Raw genomic sequence first — 17,508 nt, forward strand, 5'->3', positions numbered from 1 at the left:
GCCACCGGAACCGGCGGCGGCCTCAGCGGGCCGGCGGGTGGTCGTCGTCCGTACGGTCCTCGCGCAGTTCGTCGATCACGAGCAGGTCGGCGCGGGCCTGCCCGGCGCGGTAGACCGCCCGGCCGACCATGTGCGCGGCGACCGGCGCGGTGGCCAGCTGGAAGATGCCGACCAGCACCAGCGTCGTGACGTCGATGGTGGTCTGCAGGCGCACCGCCGTGCCGGCGAGGATCAGCAGCAGTCCCAGGACCTGGGGTTTGGTCGCCGCGTGCATGCGCGACAGCAGGTCGGGGAAGCGCAGCAGGCCGACGCCGGCGGCGAGGCTGAGCAGCGCGCCCGAGACGAGGCAGGCGCCGGCGACGATGTCCGCGACGGTCTGCACGGTCATCGCCGGCTCCTCGGGGAGAAGCGGGCGACGGTGACCGAGCCGATGAAGCCCAGGATCGACAGGACGACCAGGACGGGCAGTGCCGTCGCGTCGCGGGTGTAGGCGGCCTCGGCGGCGATCGCGCACACGACGACCGCGAGGAGCACGTCGACGGCGACGATGCGGTCCAGGGTGGTCGGGCCGCGGACGATGCGGACCAGCACGAGCGACACGGCCGCGAACAGCAGCGCGGACACGGTGATACCGGCGACGATCATGAGAGTTCCCTTCTGCCCGCGGGCGGCGGACGGTCGAGCATCCTGATCTCGGCCTCCGAGCCGATGGCGCGCACGATGCGGGCCTCGGTGGCGTACACGTCGCGGCGGAAGCGTTCGACGGCGGCGCGGTCGGCCACCCCGATGACGTGGATGTAGAGCGTCGTGGACGCCTGGTCGGTGTCGACGATGAGGCTGCCCGGCACCAGCGAGACGGCCTCCCCGGTCAGCGTCAGCACCAGGTCGGACGGCACCCGCAGCGGCACCCGGATGATGGCGCTGCGCGGCTGGTGGCCGAAGCGGAACGCCAGCAGGGCCAGCTGGACGCTGGCCCGGACGAGGTCGCCGGCGAAGCGTGCGGCGAAGCGCAGCAGCCCCACCGGGTGCGGACGCCCGGCGAAGGTGACGGGCGGCAGCGGGAAGACCTTCAGCACGACGGCGGAGACGACGATCCCGCCGGCCAGGGTGGCCCAGGAGAACACGCCCCAGAGCAGCGTCCAGACGGTGACGAGCGCGGCGGCCGCGACGATGCGGTCGCGCCATCGGGTACGCGGCACTGCGCTCCGGCTCTCGGTCATGGCACCTCCTCGGCGAAGACGGCGTCCACGTACGGTTGCCGCTCGCGCAGCTCCGTGGCCGCCCGGCTGGTGACGTCGAACAGCGGCCCCGACACCACGGTGAGCCCGGTCCCCAGGACGACGAGGGCGAGGGTGGCGCCCACCATCAGCCGGGGCAGCGCCCGGCCGGTCCGGGTGCCGTCGTCCGCGGGCATCGACGTGTGCGGGGTCCGCCAGAAGGCCAGATTCCAGACGCGGCCGATGGCGTAGAGGGTGAGCAGGCTGGTGATCACGCTTCCGGCGACGAGGATCCACGCCAGGACGCCGCCCGCGGCGGCACCGGCCTGCAGCAGCCCCAGCTTGCCCAGGAACCCGGAGAACGGCGGTATCCCGGCGAGGTTGAGGGCCGGCAGGAAGAACAGCACGCCGAGCACCGGGGTCAGCCGGGCGAGCCCGCCGAGGCGGTCCAGCGTGGTGGTGCCGCCCCGGCGCTCGATCAGTCCCGCGGCGAGGAAGAGCGTGGTCTGCACGACGATGTGGTGCACGACGTAGAAGATCGCTCCGGACAGCCCGGCGGTCGAGGCCAGCCCGATGCCGAACAGCATGTACCCGATGTGGCTGACGAGGGTGAACGACAGCAGCCGTTTGATGTCGGACTGCGCCACCGCGCCGAGGATCCCCACGATCATGGTCAGCAGCGCGGCGACCAGCAGGACGTCGCCGGCCGGGCCGTCGGGGAACAGCAGGGTCTGGGTACGGATGATCGCGTACACGCCGACCTTGGTGAGCAGGCCCGCGAAGACCGCCGTGACGGGCGCGATCGCGGTCGGATAGCTGTCGGGCAGCCACGCCGACAGCGGGAAGACGGCGGCCTTGATACCGAAGGCGAGCAGCAGCATGGTCTGCAGGCCGAGCTGGAGATCGCCGGGCAGCGCGTCGAGCCGGCCGGCGAGCTGGGCCAGGTTCAGCGTGCCGGTCGCGGCGTACGTCAGGCCGATGGCGGTCAGGAAGATCAGCGACGACAGCAGGCTCACCACGACGTACGTGGTGCCGGTACGGATGCGGCTGCGGGTGGCGCCCATCGTGATGAGCACGTAGCTGGCGGCGAGCAGGATCTCGAAGCCGACGTAGAGGTTGAACAGGTCGCCGGCGAGGAACGCGTTGGTCACGCCGGCGGTGAGGATCAGGTACGCCGGGTGGTACACCGCCACGGGTACGGTGTCGTCGCCGTCGGCCATGCCCTGGCCGATGGAGTACACCAGCACGCAGAGCGTCACCGCGGCGGACACCACCAGCATGAGCGCGGCGAGCCGGTCGGCGACGAGCACGATGCCCAGCGGCGCCGCCCAGCCGCCGACGGCGACGGTCAGCGGGTCCCCGGCGACGGTCGACGCCAGCAGCAGGAGCGCGACGACCAGGGTGGCGGTGAGCACGAGCACGCTCACCGTCCGTTGCAGGGCGGGGCGCCGGCGCAGCAGCAGCGTCACCGCGGCGCCGAGCAGCGGCATGATCACCGGGAGCGGGACGAGCCACGTCATCGCGACACCCCGTTCGGGGACGTCTCGGGGGTGTCCTCGTCCTCCAGGCCCTCGTCGCGCTCCGCGCGCCGCCGGATGCGCCGGTCCTCCACGTCGTCCTGCACGTTGTCGTGCCCGGTCAGCAGCCGGCTCCGGTACGCCATCGCGAGCAGGAACGCGGTCATGCCCAGCGTGATGACGATGGCGGTCAGGATCATGGCCTGGGCCAGCGGGTCGCTCATCGCCGGCTCGGGGGTGACGCCGACGATCGGCGGGCCGCCGTACGCGCCGCCGAGCAGGATGAGCAGGTTCACTCCGTTGCCCAGCAGCATGATGCCGAGGACGACCCGGGTCAGGTTGCGTTCCAGCAGCAGCGTGACACCGGTGGCGAACAGCACCCCGACGACGACGATCAGCACCAGGTTCGGCGTCATACCAGCTCCTTCTCCCGGCGGGCCGGCTTCTCGGCGCGCTGGATCTGCTCGTGGCGGTCGACCTCGGCGCCGAGGCTGCGCAGGATGTTGAGCACCGCTCCGATGACGACGAGATAGACGCCGACGTCGAAGATCATCGACGTGACGAAGTGGACGTGGCCCAGCATCGGCAGGTGCCAGTCCAGCAGGGTGCTCTGCAGCACCTGGCCACCGCCGAGCAGGCCGGCGAGGCCGGTGCCGAGCGCGAGGAACAGGCCGGAGCCCATCACCGCGCCGGCGTCCACCGGCGCCGCCACCGCCAGCTCGTGCCGGCCGCCGGCCAGGTAGCGCAGCACCAGGGCCAGCCCGGCGACGAGCCCGCCGGCGAAGCCGCCACCGGGCGCGTTGTGCCCGGCGAACAGCAGGTAGACCGAGAACAGCACGATCGTGTGGAACACCAGCCGGATGACCACCTCGAGGATGGGTGAGCGCAGCCCGGCGTCGAGCGTGTGCCCGGCCATCAGCCACACCTGACCGCGCGGTGGGGTCGGCAGCGGTGGGCGCCGGCCGCTGTGCAGCAGGCGCTCCGATCCGCCGAACACGAGGCCGGCGACGCCGACGGCGGCCACCAGCAGCACCGAGATCTCGCCCATCGTGTCCCAGGCCCGGATGTCGACCAGGGTCACGTTGACCACGTTGCGGCCGCCGCCGTCCGACACCGCGGGCTCGGCGAAGCCGGTGGAGATCGCGACGGCCTGCCGGCCCGCGGTCGCAACGTACGCGAGGCCGGAGACCACCACGCCCACCGCGATCCCGACGGCGGCGCGTGCCCGGCGGCCGGCGACCAGCGGCCGGACGGTGAAGTGCCCGGGCAGCCGGCGCAGCACCAGCACGAACATGACCATCGTGCACGTCTCGACGAGCAGCTGGGTCAGGGCGAGGTCGGGGGCGCCGTGCAGGACGAACAGGATCGCCGTGGCGTACCCGGTCACGCCCACCAGGACCACCGCGGCCAGCCGGCGGCGCGCCCGGGTCGCGAAGACGGCCGCGACGGTCAGGACGGCGGCGGGGACCAGTTGCACAGCGTTGTCCCACAGCCGGAACCCGCCGGGCAACGGCCAGGAGGCCAGCAGGGCGCCGCCACCGAGCACGACCAGGACCATCAGGATCGTGCCGAGGTAGAGGGGCAGGGATCCGCGCTGGGTGGCGCCGGTGACCTCGATCGCGAGCCGGCCCAGCCCGTCGGTGGCCCGCTCGTACCCGGTCGCCCCGTCCACGGGCAGCCGCAACCGCCGCCACCCGTGCGTGCGCCGGGTCAGCACGAACAGGGCCGCGCCGGAGACCAGGATCAGCGCGGACAGGGCGAGCGCGGGCGTGACGCCGTGCCAGAGCGCGAGGTGGTAGTGGCCGCCGTCGGGATAGGTGTCGGCGTAGCCGGCCAGCAGCGGGTCGAGCACGGGTGCGAACAGCCCGGCCGCGAGACCGGCCGCGGCCAGCAACGCCGCCGGTGCCAGGAAGGACCACGAGACCCGGTGAACCGTACGTGGCTCCACGGCGGTCTTGTCGCCGAACGCCCCCCACAGGAACCGCACCGTGTACGCGACCGTGAGCACCGAGCCGGCGACCACGGCGGCCAGGACCGTCCACTCCGGCCATCCGCCGGACAGGAACGCGTCGATGACGGCTTCCTTGCCGACGAACCCGGCCAGGGGCGGCACGCCGGCCATCGACAGCGCGGCGAGCACAGCCACCACCCACACACCCGGCGCGGCGCGGCGCAGACCGCTCAGCTCGCGCAGATCGCGGGTGCCGGCGGCGTGGTCGATGATGCCGACCACGAAGAACAGCGCGGCTTTGAACATGGCATGGGCCAGCAGCATCATGGCGCCGGCGAGCGCCGCGTCGCGAAAACCCGCGCCGAGGGCGATGACCAGCAGACCCAGCTGGCTGACCGTCCCGTACGCCAGCAGCAGCTTCAGATCGTGCTGGCGCAGCGCGGTCCACCCGCCGAACAGCATGGTGATCGCGCCGGTGGCCAGCACGAGGGGGCGCCAGGGCCCGGCGCCGGCGAGCGCGGGGCCGAGCAGTCCGACGAGGAACACGCCGGCTTTGACCATCGCGGCGGCGTGCAGGTACGCGCTGACCGGCGTCGGGGCGGCCATCGCCGCGGGCAGCCAGAAGCTGAAGGGGAAGATCGCCGACTTGGACAGCGCGCCGAGCAGCAGCAGGATCGCGGCCACGGCCAGATAGCCGCCGCTGGGCAGCGCGGACGTCACCTGCGACCAGCGGTAGCTGCCGGCGTGCTCACCCAGCATGATGATGCCCACGAGCATCGCCAGCCCGCCCAGCGTGGTGACGATGAGGGCCTGCAGGGCGGCGCGCCGGCTGGCCCGGGCGGCCGCGTCGTGCCCGATGAGCAGGTACGAGAAGACCGTGGTCAGTTCCCAGAAGACGTACAGCACGATGAGGTTGTCGGAGACGACGAGCCCGAGCATGGCACCGGCGAAGCCGACGAAGACCCCGGCGAATCGGGCGAGCCCCGGCTCGCCGGCGGTGAAGTACCGGGCACAGTAGACGAGGGCGAGCGCCCCGACACCGCCGACGAGCAGCACCATCAGCCAGGACAACGACGTCATGCGCAGGGCCACGTCCAGGCCGAGCTGATCGGCCCACGGGTACGCCTCGGCGACCGCGCGCCCCTCGGTCACGGCCGGGGTGTGGGTGAGAGCCCATACCAGCGCGGCGGCCGGTACGGTCGCCAGCACGTAGAAGGCCCGCAGCTTCAGCAGGCGTACGAGGCTCGGGGCCGCAACGGCCGCGGCCAGGTGAGCGGTCAGCAGGATCAGCACACGGAGTCCCTCTCGGTCAGCGTGGCGCGCGGCGGTCGACGTACACCGGCCCGCCGAGCAGTTCTGCGACGGTTCTCGCCTCGGTCTCGGTCAGCGCTGCGACGGACTGCGCGCTGTCCGGGTCGTCGGGGTCGTAGGCGACGAGGTCACGGCGGCCGCCGAGGTGGGTCACCACGCCGATCCGCCGGCCCTCGGCGGTGGTCAGGACGTACGTGACGCCCACACCCGGCAGGGCGGTGCGCTCGACCTCCGGGACGGGGGCACGCAGGCCGGGCTCAGCCGCGCTCCAGGGCGCGCAGGGCCTGCGGGGCGTGCGTGCCGGCGACCTCGACGGCGTACCGCCGGGCACGCAGGGCGGTGGTGCTCGCGAAGTCGCGGCGCCCGTCGGTGGCCCAGTGCGTGACGAAGCCGAGCGCCGCACCGGCCGCCGCGCCCGTCACCAGGCCGGTGAGCAGGGTGGGCAGCCACGCGACGGGCAGGAAAAGGCCGAGCACCAGGCCGGTCAGCATGCCCAGCCAGGCGCCGAGCGCCGCGCCGAAGAGGGCCGCGCGGCCACCGGTGAGGCGCCCGGCCACCTGCTCGACGCTGTGCAGTCCGGTGCCGACGATGCGGGCCCGTTCGACCGGGAACCCCGCGTCGGACAACCGGTCCACCATCCGTTCGGCCTCGTGGTACGTCGTGAACTCGCCCAGCCGGTAAACGTCTGTGCGATCCACGCTGTGCAGCAGGGTCGCCGTGGCGTTCATGTCCGCTCACTCCCCTCGGATAGTTGGTATGGCCCAACCATACCCCATATAGTTGGTTGGTGCCAACCAACAGGAGGCGTAAGGTATGCGCCGTGCACGATGACGACACTTCCTCCGCCGAGCCGATCCACGCCGCTTTCACCCGGCTGATGCGCTGGGCGCACCGCGGCGACGTACGCCGGCTCCTGCTGGGCAGCGCCGCGGAGGCGCTGTCCATGAACGACATCACGCTGCTGCGGGCGATCGGCACCCACGGGCCCGTCCGCGGCTCGGACCTCGCCGCCTGGCAGGGCGTCGACAAATCCACGATCACCCCCCAGGTACGGCGCCTCGAGGACCGCGGGCTGATCGCCCGCGAGGGCGACCCGGGTGACCGGCGCGCAGCGCTGCTCACCGTCACCGAGCACGGCCGGCGCAAGCTGCGGAAGATCGACGACAGCGGCGCGCTGCTGTTCGAACGGGCCGTCGACGGCTGGTCCGATGACGACCGGCGCCTCCTCGGCGAGCTGATGACGCGCCTCGCCGCCGAGCTCGCCCTGGTACCCAAGGAAAGCGTTCTGCACGCCCGCCAGCGCGCGTAACCGGCCCCCAGCCCATTGCCGACGGTCGGCAGCACGCCGGCCTGCCCGCGCTGCACCGGCTGCGCCACCTCGGCGGCCGCCCGCAGGGACCGGCCGGCGATCGGCACATCCTGCCGACGACCGGCAAAGGGTCGGCCGCGGAACCGGCCGACGCCGGCCCTGGCCGCCGCGCCGGCCGCAAGCCACTGTGGTGACAAGGCCGCAACGCTCTCCGTGGAGGTGGACCATGCAGCAGCAGACCGTACGCACACTCATGACCAACCAGGTGCTCACCGTGCCGGCCGAGGCCACGCCCGCCGAGGTGGTCGCGATCATCACCGCTCACGATGTCAGCGCGTTGGCCGTCGTGGACGAGTTCGACGTGGTGATCGGCGTCCTCACGCGCACCGACGTGCTCAACGCCCTGACGCCGTACGGGGAAAGACCCCGCAGCCGCCTGCCGTGGCGGCGCCGCGAACGGCCCGGCCTCGGCTGGAGCCGAGCGACCGCCCGCGAGATGATGACCGCTTCGCCGGTGTCCATCGGGCCCGAGGCGACTCCCGCGGAGGCCGCGCGACTGATGGACACCGCCGGGGTGAAGCGGCTGCTGGTCACCGACCGTCGCCGGCGGCTCCTGGGCATCATCGCCGCCGCCGACCTGCTCCGGGGCCTGGGCCGGTCCGGCGAGACTGCCGCGCCCCGGGCCACCGTCCCGGCCGGTGCCGACACGCCGGCCCGGCGAGCGCATCCGCTCGACGGATGGTGGCAGGCGCGACGACCGAGCCGGTCAGCGACGCGCGTACCGTCCGCCGTGGGGTGAGGCTCCGCCGGTCAGCGGTTCAGATAGGCGGCCAGGCCGCCGAGTGCCTCGTCGGCGATGAAGACCGATCGGACGTTGACGATGGCTTCCTCGACGTGAGCCGGGCAACCCCACGCCGAGTCGCCCCACGAGTCGGCGATCTTGAGCTCGGCGGGCGCGGTGCATCCGGCACGGCCACCGAGCTGACAGTGCTCGGGACGGGGATGCGCGGTCTGCGTGGCCGCCGCGGCGCGCATCCGCGCGTTCAGCTCGGCGGCGGCGGTGGCCCGCTCTTCGGCCGCAGCGCGCAGCTCCCGCTCCGAGCGGACCGCCTTGGCCAGTTCCTCGAGGGCTGACGCGGCCTTGGCCTCGGCGGCCAGTTTCGCCTGCTCGATGTGGTGTCGTTCGATCGCCAGGGCGGCGGTGTCGGCGAAGAGGCGGGCGAGGGCCAGGTCGGCGTCCTGAGGGGCGCGGGGGGTGCGGTGGTACATGGCGAAGGTGCCCAGCAGGCCCCCGTCGCGGGCCAGGATCGGCATCGACCAGCAGGCGGCCAGCCCCGCCGACCCGGCGAGCCCGCGGAAGTCGGCCCAGAACGGGTCGGTGGCGATGTCGGTGACGATGACCGGCCGGCGCCGGTGCGCGGCGGTGCCGCAGGAGCCGACGCCTTCACCGGTGGCGATGCCGTCGATGGCCTGGTTGTAGAAGTCCGGCAGGCTGGGCGCGGCGCCGTGGCGCAGGTGCCGCCCGTCGGGGTCGGCGAGCAGCACGGAGACGAGCACCTCCCCAGGGGCGAGGTCCTCGATGCAGCGCGCCATCCCGTCCAGCACCTCACTCAGGGGCGCCTGGCGGGCGATCTGCTCCAGCAGCGCGCGATGCTCGGCCGTCAGCCGCTGCGCGTGCTTGACCTGGGTGGTCTCCACGCCGATCACCCGGATGCCGGTCACGGTGCCGTCGGCGGCGCGGCGAGGCTCGTAGGTGAAGTCGAAGAACACCTCTCGCGCCTGGGCCCCGGCGCCCAGCACGACGCGGGCGTCCCGGCCGGTGTAGGGCTCACCGGTGCGGTAGACCCGGTCCAGCAGGTCGACGAAGCCCTGACCGGCCAGTTCGGGCATCAGCTCGGCGACCGGCACGCCGGTGCGGGCCCGCTCCTCCCCGATGGTGGCGAAGAACGCCGGGTTCGCTGTCTCCACCACGTGCGCCGGCCCGGTCAGCGAGGCGAACACCGCGATGGACTGCCCGAACAACGCGCGCAGATCGCCGTCCGCCGCCTGTCCGGCGCCCGCCGGATCCACAGGAGCGGTCCGCCCGTCTGGCACCGCCGTCATGAGATGGTCGCCCTTCTTGTGCAGGAACGCGGGGGACGGCCCGATCAGCTCGCCGCCGGACCGGGCGTCAGCGTAGCCGACCAGCGCGGCATCCGCGCCGATGAGCCCAGCGGCACCGGGAGCCGGCGGTCCGATCCGCATCATCGGATCGATGGTGGCGAATTTGTGTTCCCTGCCGTTCCACGAGCGTTCAACCGCCGGCGCATGCCTGCGTCATGCAGCTTTCCTACCTTCCCTGTGACAGGCCGCGGAAGAAGGTCGCATGAACGAAAGTCCCGCCATCCGGGCTCGTGGGATCAGCAAGTCGTTCCGCGACGTCGTCGCCCTGGACGCCGTCGATCTGGAGGTGGCCGCCGGCCGGATCCACGGCGTGGTCGGGCCCAACGGCGCCGGCAAGACCACCTTGCTCGGGCTCCTGCTCGGCCTGGCGGTCGCCGACAGCGGCCGGCTGGAGATCCTGGGCACGCCGATCGGCCGCGCCCTGGACACGCCCGCCGGGGTCGCCGGCTTCGTGGACGGACCGGGGCTCTATCCGTCGCTCACCGCCCGGCAGAACCTCGCCGCCCTGGCCGCCCTGCGTGGCCTCGGCGCCGGCACCGCCGCCATCGGCGACGTCCTGGACCGGGTCGGGCTCACCGATGTCGCCGACGACCGGGCCGGCGGCTTCTCCCTGGGCATGCGTCAGCGGCTCGGGCTCGCCGCGGCGCTGCTCACCCGGCCCCGGCTGCTGGTGCTCGACGAGCCGTCCAACGGTCTGGACCCGGCCGGCACGAGGCACGTCCACGACGTCCTGACCCGGCTCGCGGAGCAGGGCACCTGCGTCGTGCTGTCCAGCCACCGCATGGACGACGTCGAGGCGCTGTGCTGCGAGGTCACGATCCTCACCACCGGACGCGTGGTGTTCTCCGGGCCGCTGAGCAAGCTCGCCGCCGGGCACCGCGAGCTCGGCTACCGGCTGATCGTCTCGGATCGCCAGGAAGCCCGGCGCGTGGCCGGTGGGACGGCCGGAGTGGTCCTCGTCGACGACGCCGGGCCCCGGGACGAGATGCTGGTCGTCCGTACGGTCGTACCCGCCCTCGACGAGCTGGTGGCGCGGCTCGTCCGCGCCGGCGTCGCGATCCGCGAGCTGGCGCCGGTGATCTCACCGCTGGAGGCGGCCTTCCTCGAGCTCACCGAGCAGCCGGCGCCACCGCGATGACCACCACCACCGCCGCCCGCGACCACGCCGCCGTGGCGCAGCGCGTACCCGTGGCCCGCGCGTACCGATTCGAACTGGTCAAGCTGTTCTCGCAATGGCGCATCCGGCTGCTGCTGCTCGCCTGCTGGGCAGGGCCGGCGGTCTTCGTCGCCGCCGTCGGCCGGCAGGGCACACTGCCGGTCGACACGCTCTTCGGCCGGTGGATGCACGCCACGGGATGGGCCGGGCCGCTGGTGATGCTCGGGTTCGCGGGCAGCTGGGCGCTGCCGTTGCTGACGTCGGTGGTCGCGGGCGACGCGTTCGCGGCCGAGGACCGGCTCGGCACCTGGCGTCATCTCCTCGTCGCGGTCCGATCGCCGCGCCGGATGTTCGCGGCGAAAGCGCTGGCGAGCCTCACCGTGATCCTGCTGCTCGTGACGGGACTCGCCGCGTCCGGCACGGCCGGCGGCATCCTGACGGCCGGCAACGAGCCGCTGACCGGCCTGGACGGCCACCTCCTGGGGCCCGGCGACGCGGCCGTACGGGTCCTGCTCGCCTGGTCCTGCGCGCTCGCACCGACCCTCGCGCTCGCCGCCGTCGGGCTGCTGGGGTCGGTCGTCCTGGGCAGGTCGCCGATGGGACTGCTGGTGCCCGCTCTCCTCGCGCTCGGCCTGCAGCTCGCCCAGATGCTGCCGATCCCCGTCGCCGTACGCCTGGCCCTGCCGGGCTACGCGTTCATCGCCTGGAACGGGCTGTTCACGACTCCGGCACAACTCGGACCGCTGTACGCCGGCATCACCGTGAGCCTGGTCTGGGCCGGCGTCGCAACCGCGCTGGCGTACCTGGTGTTCGTCCGGCGTGACTTCACCGATCAGGCGTACGACGGGTCCGGGCGCCGGGCGATCCCGGCCGGCCTTGCGTTCGCCGCGCTGATCACGGTGACGATCCTGGTCGTCGCCGCGACCACCGGTGGCCCGGGATCCGGGATCGGTCAGGACAAGGTGCAGCGGTCCGTCGCGACAGCCTTCGCCCACCTCTACCGGCTGCAGAGCAAGCAGCTCAACCGTCCCGACGTCACCGAGGCGCAGCTCGGCAGCACCGCGGCCTGCACCAGGGGCGGCGGCCGGCTCGACCCGCAGGGACCGGGCAACGACTGGCGGTGCGTCGTCTCCTGGCACCTGCCGGGGATCGAGGCCGTCGGCACGGCCGTCTACCAGCTCGACATCACCCCGGACGGGCGGTTCACCGCCGACGGCGACGGACCCAAGGAAGTGAACGGCTACTTCCTGGTCAGCACCGCGGCCGGGGATGCGCCCAACCCGCTGTGGCAGTTCGACGGCACCGTCGCGCTGCTGCCCACCCCGTCGAAGGGATAGGACATGCAGGTCACCCGTCGCCGCCGGCCGGCGGCACCCGGCCCGCGGCGCTTCGGCCGGCGGCTGCTGCTGGTCACCGCGGGCGCCACGGTCGTCGTCACCGCGAGCGCCGGCATCGCGTTCGGCACGACGTACCAGTTCGGCACCGACCAGGTCGGCCAGACCACCCGCCGGGGCCTCGTCGTCTCCGCCGATCAGTACGTCGACCCGGCCGGCAACCGGCTGGTGATCCCCAACGGCAAGATCATGTCGTCCACGCCCAGCCCGGACGGCACCCATCTCGCGGCCTCGCTGGCCGACGGCGGCCTGGCGCTGGCCATCGTGGACCTGCGCAACTGGACGGTGCAGCAGCTGATCGGCAACAACGCGGCGGCCGACCTGCGCATCAGCGGCAACGACGTCGGCCAGGAAGGCCCGGCGTACTCCCCCGACGGTTCACAGCTGTGGCTCGGCCAGGCCGACGGCTACCGCAGGTTCGCGGTGAATGCGGACGGGACACTCGCGAATCCCACGTTCGTCCCGATCCCGAAGGACGGATCGAAACGGGCGCTGGCGAGCCGGGCGGTGTTCTCCGCCGACGGCTCCACCGTGTACGCCGCGGTCAACGGCCAGAACCGGGTGATCGCCATCGACTCCGCCACCGGCGCCGTCCGGCAGAGCTGGGCGGTGGGCAACGCCCCGCGCGACCTGGCCCTCGCCGGCTCGAAGCTCTACGTCAGCAACGAGGGCGGCCGCCCGGCGCGCCCCGGCGACACCACGATCAACTCGTACCACACCCCGGTGCCGGCCGACCCGGTGACCGCCGCGACCACCACCGGCACGGTCAGCGTCATCGACCTGGCGAACGCGGGCGCCGCCGCCCGGACCATCGATGTGGGCCTGCACCCGACCGCCCTGTACGCCGCGCGCGGAGCGCTGTTCGTCACGAACACCGCCACCAACGACGTGTCGGTCGTCGACACCACCACCGACACCGTCGTGCAGACCATCGCCACCCAGCCGTGGCCGGAGGCGTCGGTCGGCTACGAGCCCGACGCGGTGACGCTCACCGGCGACGGCCACCTGCTCGTCACGCTCGGGCGCGCCAACGCGGTCGCCGTCTACCGGTACACCACACCGCTCGAACCGGTCAGCTATGTGGGGCTGCTGCCCACCGACTACTTCCCCGCGGAGATCACCACCGTCGGCGATGCCGTCCTCGTCTCCAACACCCGCGGCATCGACGCACGGCGCCCGACCACCAGCGCCGGGCACAACACCCACGACACCACGTCCAGCCTGCAGCGCTTCGCCCTGCCCACCGACCGCGCCGTCCGGGCAGCGACCGCCACGGTGTTCCGCCAGAACGGCTGGACGCCCGGGTCGGTCAGGCTCGCCGGCAAGGGCACGGCGCGGCCGGTGCCCGTACCGGAGCGGCTCGGCGACCCGTCGACGATCAAGCACGTCTTCCTCATCGTCAAGGAGAACCGGACGTACGACCAGCTGTTCGGCGACGACCTGCGTGGCGACGGCGACGCCGCGCTGGCCGAGTTCGGCGAGAACGTGACCCCGAACCAGCACGCGATGACCCGGCAGTTCGGCCTGTACGACAACACGTACGACATCGGCACCAACTCGGCCGAGGGCCACAACTGGCTGATGCAGGCCGACGATCCCGAGTACACCGAGTCCTCGGCCGGCGAGTACATCCGCAGCTACGACACCGAGGACGACGCGCTCGGCCACCAGCGCACCGGCTTCCTCTGGACCGGCGCCCAGGCGGCCGGCAAGACCGTACGGGACTTCGGCGAGTTCCATCAGTTCCTCACCAAGCCCGCCGGGGCCACGTGGCAGAACCTGTACTGCGACACCAGGAACATGGCCGCGACCGGGCAGGACACCGCGTACCCGATGGTGTCCTCCTCGCCGATCCCGTCGCTCAACGAGGTGTCGGTGCACGCCTTCCCGAAGTTCGACACCGACGTCCCGGACATCTACCGCTACGAGATCTGGAAGCGCGACTTCGACGAGAACGGGCCGGCGAACCTGAACATGTTCTGGCTCTCCAGCGACCACACCGGCGGTCCGCCGAACGCGACGGCCCAGGTGGCCGACAACGACCTCGCGGTCGGCAGGATGGTCGACCGGATCTCGCACAGCCGGTACTGGAAGGACTCGGCGATCTTCGTGGCCGAGGACGACTCGCAGGCCGGGCTCGACCACGTCGACGGCCATCGCGCGCCGATCCAGATCATCAGCCCGTACGCCCGGCGCGGGACCGTCGACCACCGCTACTACTCCCAGATCACGATGATCCGGACCATCGAGCAGATTCTCGGCATCCACCCGATGAATCAGAAGGACAGCGCGGCCAGCCCCATGCGGGCGGCGTTCACCCAGCGGCCGGACCGCACACCGTTCACGTCCGTGCCGAACCGGACCTCGCTGACGCTGGGACTCCCCACGCCTCCGCCGTGCGGCGAGGACGTGCCGGCGCCGCAGGACCCCGCCGCGGCGGCCGCGCCCACGGCCACGGTGCCGGCGGACAAGCAGCAGGTCGCCGCGCAGTGGGATGCGTGGAAGGCGAGGCAGCGGCTGACGGGACCCACCGCCCGGCCCGACGTCGCGAACCCCGCGCAGATGAACCACTTCACGTGGTACCAGGCGCACGACTGGACGAAGCCGTACCCGGGTGAGAGCGCCATCCACGGCCCGGACACCGTTCCGGGGGCGGCCATCCCCCCGGCCGAGAGCGACTGACCCTAGACCGTGACGTCGTGCCGGACGTTGCGGATGCGGTGACGGGCGACGCCGGCAGCGCTCAGCTGTCCGGCGAGCTCCGTCGAGGAGTTGTCGAGGAACACGGCGACCTTCTCGTCGTCGCCGAGGTGGCAGGCCGCCACGAGCGTGCCGAGGTTGATGGGGTCGATGCCGCGCACGTCGCCCAGGTCGAAGACGAGCCGCAGGGGTCGCACCCGGCGCACGGCGTGGACCAGGGTGTGGCGCAGGTCGACCGCATCGTCGGCGCTCAGGACGCCGTGCGGGTGGATCACGAGACTGCCGTCGGGACTGGTTTCTACGTCGACCGTCGTGCCGGCCATCCGTGTCACCTTCCGCTGCCGGGATGGGTTCCGAGCGGTCAAGGGTAGGCGTCACCCGAAGGCCAGTCGACCTCTCGGCAAAAAGTTCACCACATCACGGTGACGTCACGGCCGGTCGCTGGGGGCGCGGCCGACGGCCCGCCGGTCCTGCCGGTCGGTGAGCGGCCAGGGCCGGTGTGACGCGGTGGGTACGCCGAGAGTGTCCAGCCTGCGCAGGATCACTCCCTCGCGCAGCGCCCACGGGCAGATCTGCAGCTCGCGGACGTCCAGCGCCCGCATCGCGGCCCGGGCCACCAGCGCCCCCGCCACGAGCTGGTGGGCGCGGCCGGGGCTGACGCCCTCCAGCGCGGCCAGGTCGGCCGACGCCATCCGGGTGATGAAGCCGTACACCTGGCGCAGCCCGATGTCGGTGAGCAGGCGCGGCGCTCGCGGCCCGGCGCTCGACGGGGCGGCCCCGGCGAGCCGGGCCAGGGAGCGGAACGTCTTCGAGGTGGCGACGGCCACGTCGAACGGGCCGGCCTGCCGCATCTGCCGGGCGATCGGCGCGAGCGCCGCATCGAGGTGTTCGGTGAGGGCCTTGAGCTCGCCCCGGGCGGGTGGGTCGCTGGTCAGGCGTTCACGGGTCAGCCGGCCCGCGCCGAGCGGCAAGGAGAGCGCCACGTCGGGGTCCTCGTCGCGGCCCGCGGCCAGCTCGAGGGACCCGCCGCCGATGTCGAGCACCAGCATCCGCCCGGCGGACCAGCCGTACCAGCGGCGGACGGCGAGGAAGGTGTAGCGGGCTTCGTCCTCGCCGGACAGTGTCTGCAGCCCGACTCCGGTCTCGGCGCAGACCCGGGACAGAACCGCGCCGGAGTTGCCGGCATCGCGCAGCGCCGACGTCGCGAAGGCGAGGAATTCATCGCAGCCCGCTGCGGCCGCGGCTGCCTTCGCCCGCCGTACGGCATTCGCGAGGCGGCCGACCGCCGCTTCGCTGAGCCGGCCGGCCTCGAGGTGCTCGGCGAGCCGCAGATCGGTCTTCTCCGAGTACATGGGATCGGGGTGGCCGCCGCGATGAGCGTCCACAACGAGGAGATGCACGGTGTTCGAGCCGACATCCAGCACGCCGAGCCGCATGACATGGACGCTAACGCCGGGCATCGACAGGTGCCGTGCCCGGCGACGAGTTTCACCCGCCGTTCAGCCGCCGTTCGCCCGGGGCCCATGAACGCACACCGGGGCGGTGCCGGAACTCCGGCACCGCCCCGTGACGGTCATCGAGTGCTGCGGCCGGGGCAGCCGTACGAGCAGGGCGTGGCGAACTGCGCGAAGTGCGGACGGCTCACACCGGCGAAGGCGGTGAACTCGCCGCCCACCGCGATCCTGCCGAGCGCCGGGTGGACGTCCATGCTGAGCACCCCCCACTTGCCGTTGCTCTTCGGGTTCCAGGCCAGCAGCGAGCCGTTGCCGGCGTTCAACGCCTCCAGCTTCGGCTGGCTGCGCAACGTGGCCGGGCACCAGGAGGTCGCGGTGCGCGACGGTACGGGGCAAGCCACGGTGAAGTGCCCGCCGGCGTACACGGTTCCGTCCAGATAGGTGATCGCCTGGATGTCCCCGTCCGTGACCGTGCTCCAGACGAGCTGACCGTCCGGCCGGTACGCGGCCACCCGCCCACCGGGTCCGGCCAGTCCCGCGTACACCTTGTCCGGTGCGACGGTGAGCGCACCGACGGCGTACGGCGCAGCCGGGCGGAAGGTCGGGTCGACCTGGCCGTCGGCGAGCCGGAGGGCGCCGAGCCGGGCCGTGCCTGTGGCCCCGTTGAGGCGCTTGAAGCCGCCGCCGACGTACAGCCGGGAGCCGGCGACGGTCAGCGCCTTGACGCCGCCGTCGGCGCTGCCGACGAACGAGGTGTCCAGCGCGCCGGTGGTCAGGCTGAACGCGGCGAGGTTGCGCCGCGCGCGGTTGTCGACGGAGCTGATGGTTCCGCCGAGGAAGAGCCGGCCACCACCCACCGCGAGCGCGTGCCCCTCCCCCTTGACGGTGTGCTTCAGGGTGCCGACGGCGCCGGTCCTCAGGTTGATGTCGGCCAGCCCGCCGCGCGGCTGGCCGCCCACGGTGGTGAACTTGCCGGTGATGTACAGCGACTGCCCGAACGCGGTCAGCGCCCACACCGTGCCGTTGGTGGCCGGCGCCCAGGGCAGCAGCTCCCCCGTGCGCGCGTTCAGGGCGGCGAGCCGTTTGCGGGGCACCGACCGCCCGTCGACGATGGCGTTGCGGAAACTGCCCGCCACATAGACCGTTGATCCGGCGTACGCGGTGGCGTACACCAGGCCGTCGAAACCGACCGAGGCCGACGGCTTGGCCGACACCAGCGGGGTGGCCGCGACGGCGGCCGTGGGTGTCGCCGTCGTGACGAGCAGGCCGGCGAGCACCAGTCCGAGGTGGCGCCGCCGCGGCAGAGCTTTCCGCGCAATCAAAGCTAATGGCATGA

The 17,508-nt window shown here is 72.8% G+C and carries 17 protein-coding genes; 5 read left to right on the forward strand and 12 right to left on the reverse strand.

Translation table 11 applies throughout. The features are described 5' to 3' along the window. Positions 1-22 precede the first annotated feature (22 nt). Genes mnhG through AB0K03_RS07775 form a run of 8 tightly spaced genes read right to left on the reverse strand, consistent with a single transcriptional unit; the run spans position 23 to position 6,724 of the window. Positions 23-388: a monovalent cation/H(+) antiporter subunit G gene (gene mnhG, locus AB0K03_RS07740; RefSeq protein ID WP_364681868.1), complete on the reverse strand. Its 366-nt coding sequence runs from the start codon at positions 386-388 to the stop codon at positions 23-25. Next, positions 385-645 (reverse strand): monovalent cation/H+ antiporter complex subunit F, encoded by a 261-nt coding sequence (locus AB0K03_RS07745; protein ID WP_364681870.1) that lies wholly within the window; start codon positions 643-645, stop codon positions 385-387. The genes mnhG and AB0K03_RS07745 overlap by 4 nt, the downstream gene beginning before the upstream one ends. Beyond that, positions 642-1,220 (reverse strand): Na+/H+ antiporter subunit E, encoded by a 579-nt coding sequence (locus tag AB0K03_RS07750; RefSeq protein WP_364681872.1) that lies wholly within the window; start codon positions 1,218-1,220, stop codon positions 642-644. Before AB0K03_RS07750 ends, AB0K03_RS07745 begins: the two co-directional genes overlap by 4 nt. After that, positions 1,217-2,737, reverse strand: coding sequence for a Na+/H+ antiporter subunit D (locus tag AB0K03_RS07755; RefSeq protein WP_364681873.1), 1,521 nt, complete (start codon positions 2,735-2,737; stop codon positions 1,217-1,219). The genes AB0K03_RS07750 and AB0K03_RS07755 overlap by 4 nt, the downstream gene beginning before the upstream one ends. After that, positions 2,734-3,150: a Na(+)/H(+) antiporter subunit C gene (locus AB0K03_RS07760; protein ID WP_364681875.1), complete on the reverse strand. Its 417-nt coding sequence runs from the start codon at positions 3,148-3,150 to the stop codon at positions 2,734-2,736. The genes AB0K03_RS07755 and AB0K03_RS07760 overlap by 4 nt, the downstream gene beginning before the upstream one ends. Then, the gene (locus AB0K03_RS07765) at positions 3,147-5,978 is read right to left on the reverse strand and encodes a Na+/H+ antiporter subunit A (protein WP_364681877.1); all 2,832 of its coding nucleotides are present in this window, start codon (positions 5,976-5,978) and stop codon (positions 3,147-3,149) included. Before AB0K03_RS07765 ends, AB0K03_RS07760 begins: the two co-directional genes overlap by 4 nt. A 16-nt stretch (positions 5,979-5,994) precedes the next feature. Continuing rightward, positions 5,995-6,201: a potassium transporter TrkA gene (locus tag AB0K03_RS07770; RefSeq protein WP_364681879.1), complete on the reverse strand. Its 207-nt coding sequence runs from the start codon at positions 6,199-6,201 to the stop codon at positions 5,995-5,997. 52 nt (positions 6,202-6,253) lie between these two features. After that, positions 6,254-6,724 (reverse strand): general stress protein, encoded by a 471-nt coding sequence (locus tag AB0K03_RS07775; RefSeq protein WP_364681881.1) that lies wholly within the window; start codon positions 6,722-6,724, stop codon positions 6,254-6,256. A 92-nt stretch (positions 6,725-6,816) separates the two neighbouring features. On the opposite strand from AB0K03_RS07775, the gene AB0K03_RS07780 reads away from it, so the two are divergent. Both AB0K03_RS07780 and AB0K03_RS07785 read left to right on the forward strand, forming a co-directional pair. Further along, a complete protein-coding gene (locus AB0K03_RS07780) occupies positions 6,817-7,305 on the forward strand; it encodes a MarR family transcriptional regulator (RefSeq protein WP_364681883.1) in 489 nt (162 codons plus the stop codon). 226 nt (positions 7,306-7,531) lie between these two features. Further along, positions 7,532-8,104 carry a CBS domain-containing protein gene (locus AB0K03_RS07785; RefSeq protein WP_364681884.1) on the forward strand — a complete coding sequence of 191 codons (573 nt, stop codon included), beginning with the start codon at positions 7,532-7,534 and terminating at the stop codon, positions 8,102-8,104. An 11-nt stretch (positions 8,105-8,115) separates the two neighbouring features. Here AB0K03_RS07785 and AB0K03_RS07790 read toward each other — a convergent pair whose 3' ends face one another. Then, positions 8,116-9,552, reverse strand: a complete 1,437-nt coding sequence (locus tag AB0K03_RS07790) for a GAF domain-containing protein (protein ID WP_364681885.1) — start codon at positions 9,550-9,552, stop codon at positions 8,116-8,118. 118 nt (positions 9,553-9,670) lie between these two features. On the opposite strand from AB0K03_RS07790, the gene AB0K03_RS07795 reads away from it, so the two are divergent. Genes AB0K03_RS07795 through AB0K03_RS07805 form a run of 3 tightly spaced genes read left to right on the forward strand, consistent with a single transcriptional unit; the run spans position 9,671 to position 14,700 of the window. Further along, positions 9,671-10,606 (forward strand): ABC transporter ATP-binding protein, encoded by a 936-nt coding sequence (locus AB0K03_RS07795; RefSeq protein WP_364681887.1) that lies wholly within the window; start codon positions 9,671-9,673, stop codon positions 10,604-10,606. Further along, complete coding sequence (locus AB0K03_RS07800) at positions 10,603-11,961, forward strand: ABC transporter permease (RefSeq protein WP_364681888.1); 1,359 nt, start codon at positions 10,603-10,605, stop codon at positions 11,959-11,961. Before AB0K03_RS07795 ends, AB0K03_RS07800 begins: the two co-directional genes overlap by 4 nt. A gap of 3 nt (positions 11,962-11,964) precedes the next feature. Beyond that, positions 11,965-14,700 carry an alkaline phosphatase family protein gene (locus tag AB0K03_RS07805; RefSeq protein WP_364681889.1) on the forward strand — a complete coding sequence of 912 codons (2,736 nt, stop codon included), beginning with the start codon at positions 11,965-11,967 and terminating at the stop codon, positions 14,698-14,700. 2 nt (positions 14,701-14,702) lie between these two features. Here the strand turns inward: AB0K03_RS07805 and AB0K03_RS07810 are convergent, their stop codons facing one another. The 3 genes from AB0K03_RS07810 to AB0K03_RS07820 all read right to left on the reverse strand — a co-directional run bounded on the left by AB0K03_RS07810 (position 14,703) and on the right by AB0K03_RS07820 (position 17,506). Next, a complete protein-coding gene (locus AB0K03_RS07810; protein ID WP_364681891.1) occupies positions 14,703-15,041 on the reverse strand; it encodes an STAS domain-containing protein in 339 nt (112 codons plus the stop codon). A 105-nt stretch (positions 15,042-15,146) separates the two neighbouring features. Further along, positions 15,147-16,154: a Ppx/GppA phosphatase family protein gene (locus AB0K03_RS07815; protein ID WP_364681892.1), complete on the reverse strand. Its 1,008-nt coding sequence runs from the start codon at positions 16,152-16,154 to the stop codon at positions 15,147-15,149. A gap of 137 nt (positions 16,155-16,291) precedes the next feature. After that, positions 16,292-17,506: a hypothetical protein gene (locus tag AB0K03_RS07820; RefSeq protein WP_364681894.1), complete on the reverse strand. Its 1,215-nt coding sequence runs from the start codon at positions 17,504-17,506 to the stop codon at positions 16,292-16,294. Positions 17,507-17,508: the final 2 nt, after the last annotated feature.

Source organism: Actinoplanes sp. NPDC049316 (genome assembly GCF_040677315.1).
In the GTDB taxonomy this organism is placed as follows: Bacteria; Actinomycetota; Actinomycetes; order Mycobacteriales; family Micromonosporaceae; genus Actinoplanes.

Excerpts from the sequence above, each read along its gene's own strand:
- AB0K03_RS07820 (WP_364681894.1), bottom strand. The coding sequence starts at position 17,506 with ATGCCATTAGCTTTGATTGCGCGGAAAGCTCTGCCGCGGCGGCGCCAC.
- AB0K03_RS07790 (WP_364681885.1), bottom strand. The coding sequence starts at position 9,552 with ATGATGCGGATCGGACCGCCGGCTCCCGGTGCCGCTGGGCTCATCGGC.
- AB0K03_RS07775 (WP_364681881.1), bottom strand. The coding sequence starts at position 6,724 with ATGAACGCCACGGCGACCCTGCTGCACAGCGTGGATCGCACAGACGTT.
- AB0K03_RS07760 (WP_364681875.1), bottom strand. The coding sequence starts at position 3,150 with ATGACGCCGAACCTGGTGCTGATCGTCGTCGTCGGGGTGCTGTTCGCC.
- AB0K03_RS07755 (WP_364681873.1), bottom strand. The coding sequence starts at position 2,737 with ATGACGTGGCTCGTCCCGCTCCCGGTGATCATGCCGCTGCTCGGCGCC.
- mnhG (WP_364681868.1), bottom strand. The coding sequence starts at position 388 with ATGACCGTGCAGACCGTCGCGGACATCGTCGCCGGCGCCTGCCTCGTC.
- AB0K03_RS07810 (WP_364681891.1), bottom strand. The coding sequence starts at position 15,041 with ATGGCCGGCACGACGGTCGACGTAGAAACCAGTCCCGACGGCAGTCTC.
- AB0K03_RS07800 (WP_364681888.1), top strand. The coding sequence starts at position 10,603 with ATGACCACCACCACCGCCGCCCGCGACCACGCCGCCGTGGCGCAGCGC.
- AB0K03_RS07750 (WP_364681872.1), bottom strand. The coding sequence starts at position 1,220 with ATGACCGAGAGCCGGAGCGCAGTGCCGCGTACCCGATGGCGCGACCGC.
- AB0K03_RS07815 (WP_364681892.1), bottom strand. The coding sequence starts at position 16,154 with ATGCGGCTCGGCGTGCTGGATGTCGGCTCGAACACCGTGCATCTCCTC.
- AB0K03_RS07805 (WP_364681889.1), top strand. The coding sequence starts at position 11,965 with ATGCAGGTCACCCGTCGCCGCCGGCCGGCGGCACCCGGCCCGCGGCGC.
- AB0K03_RS07795 (WP_364681887.1), top strand. The coding sequence starts at position 9,671 with ATGAACGAAAGTCCCGCCATCCGGGCTCGTGGGATCAGCAAGTCGTTC.
- AB0K03_RS07785 (WP_364681884.1), top strand. The coding sequence starts at position 7,532 with ATGCAGCAGCAGACCGTACGCACACTCATGACCAACCAGGTGCTCACC.
- AB0K03_RS07745 (WP_364681870.1), bottom strand. The coding sequence starts at position 645 with ATGATCGTCGCCGGTATCACCGTGTCCGCGCTGCTGTTCGCGGCCGTG.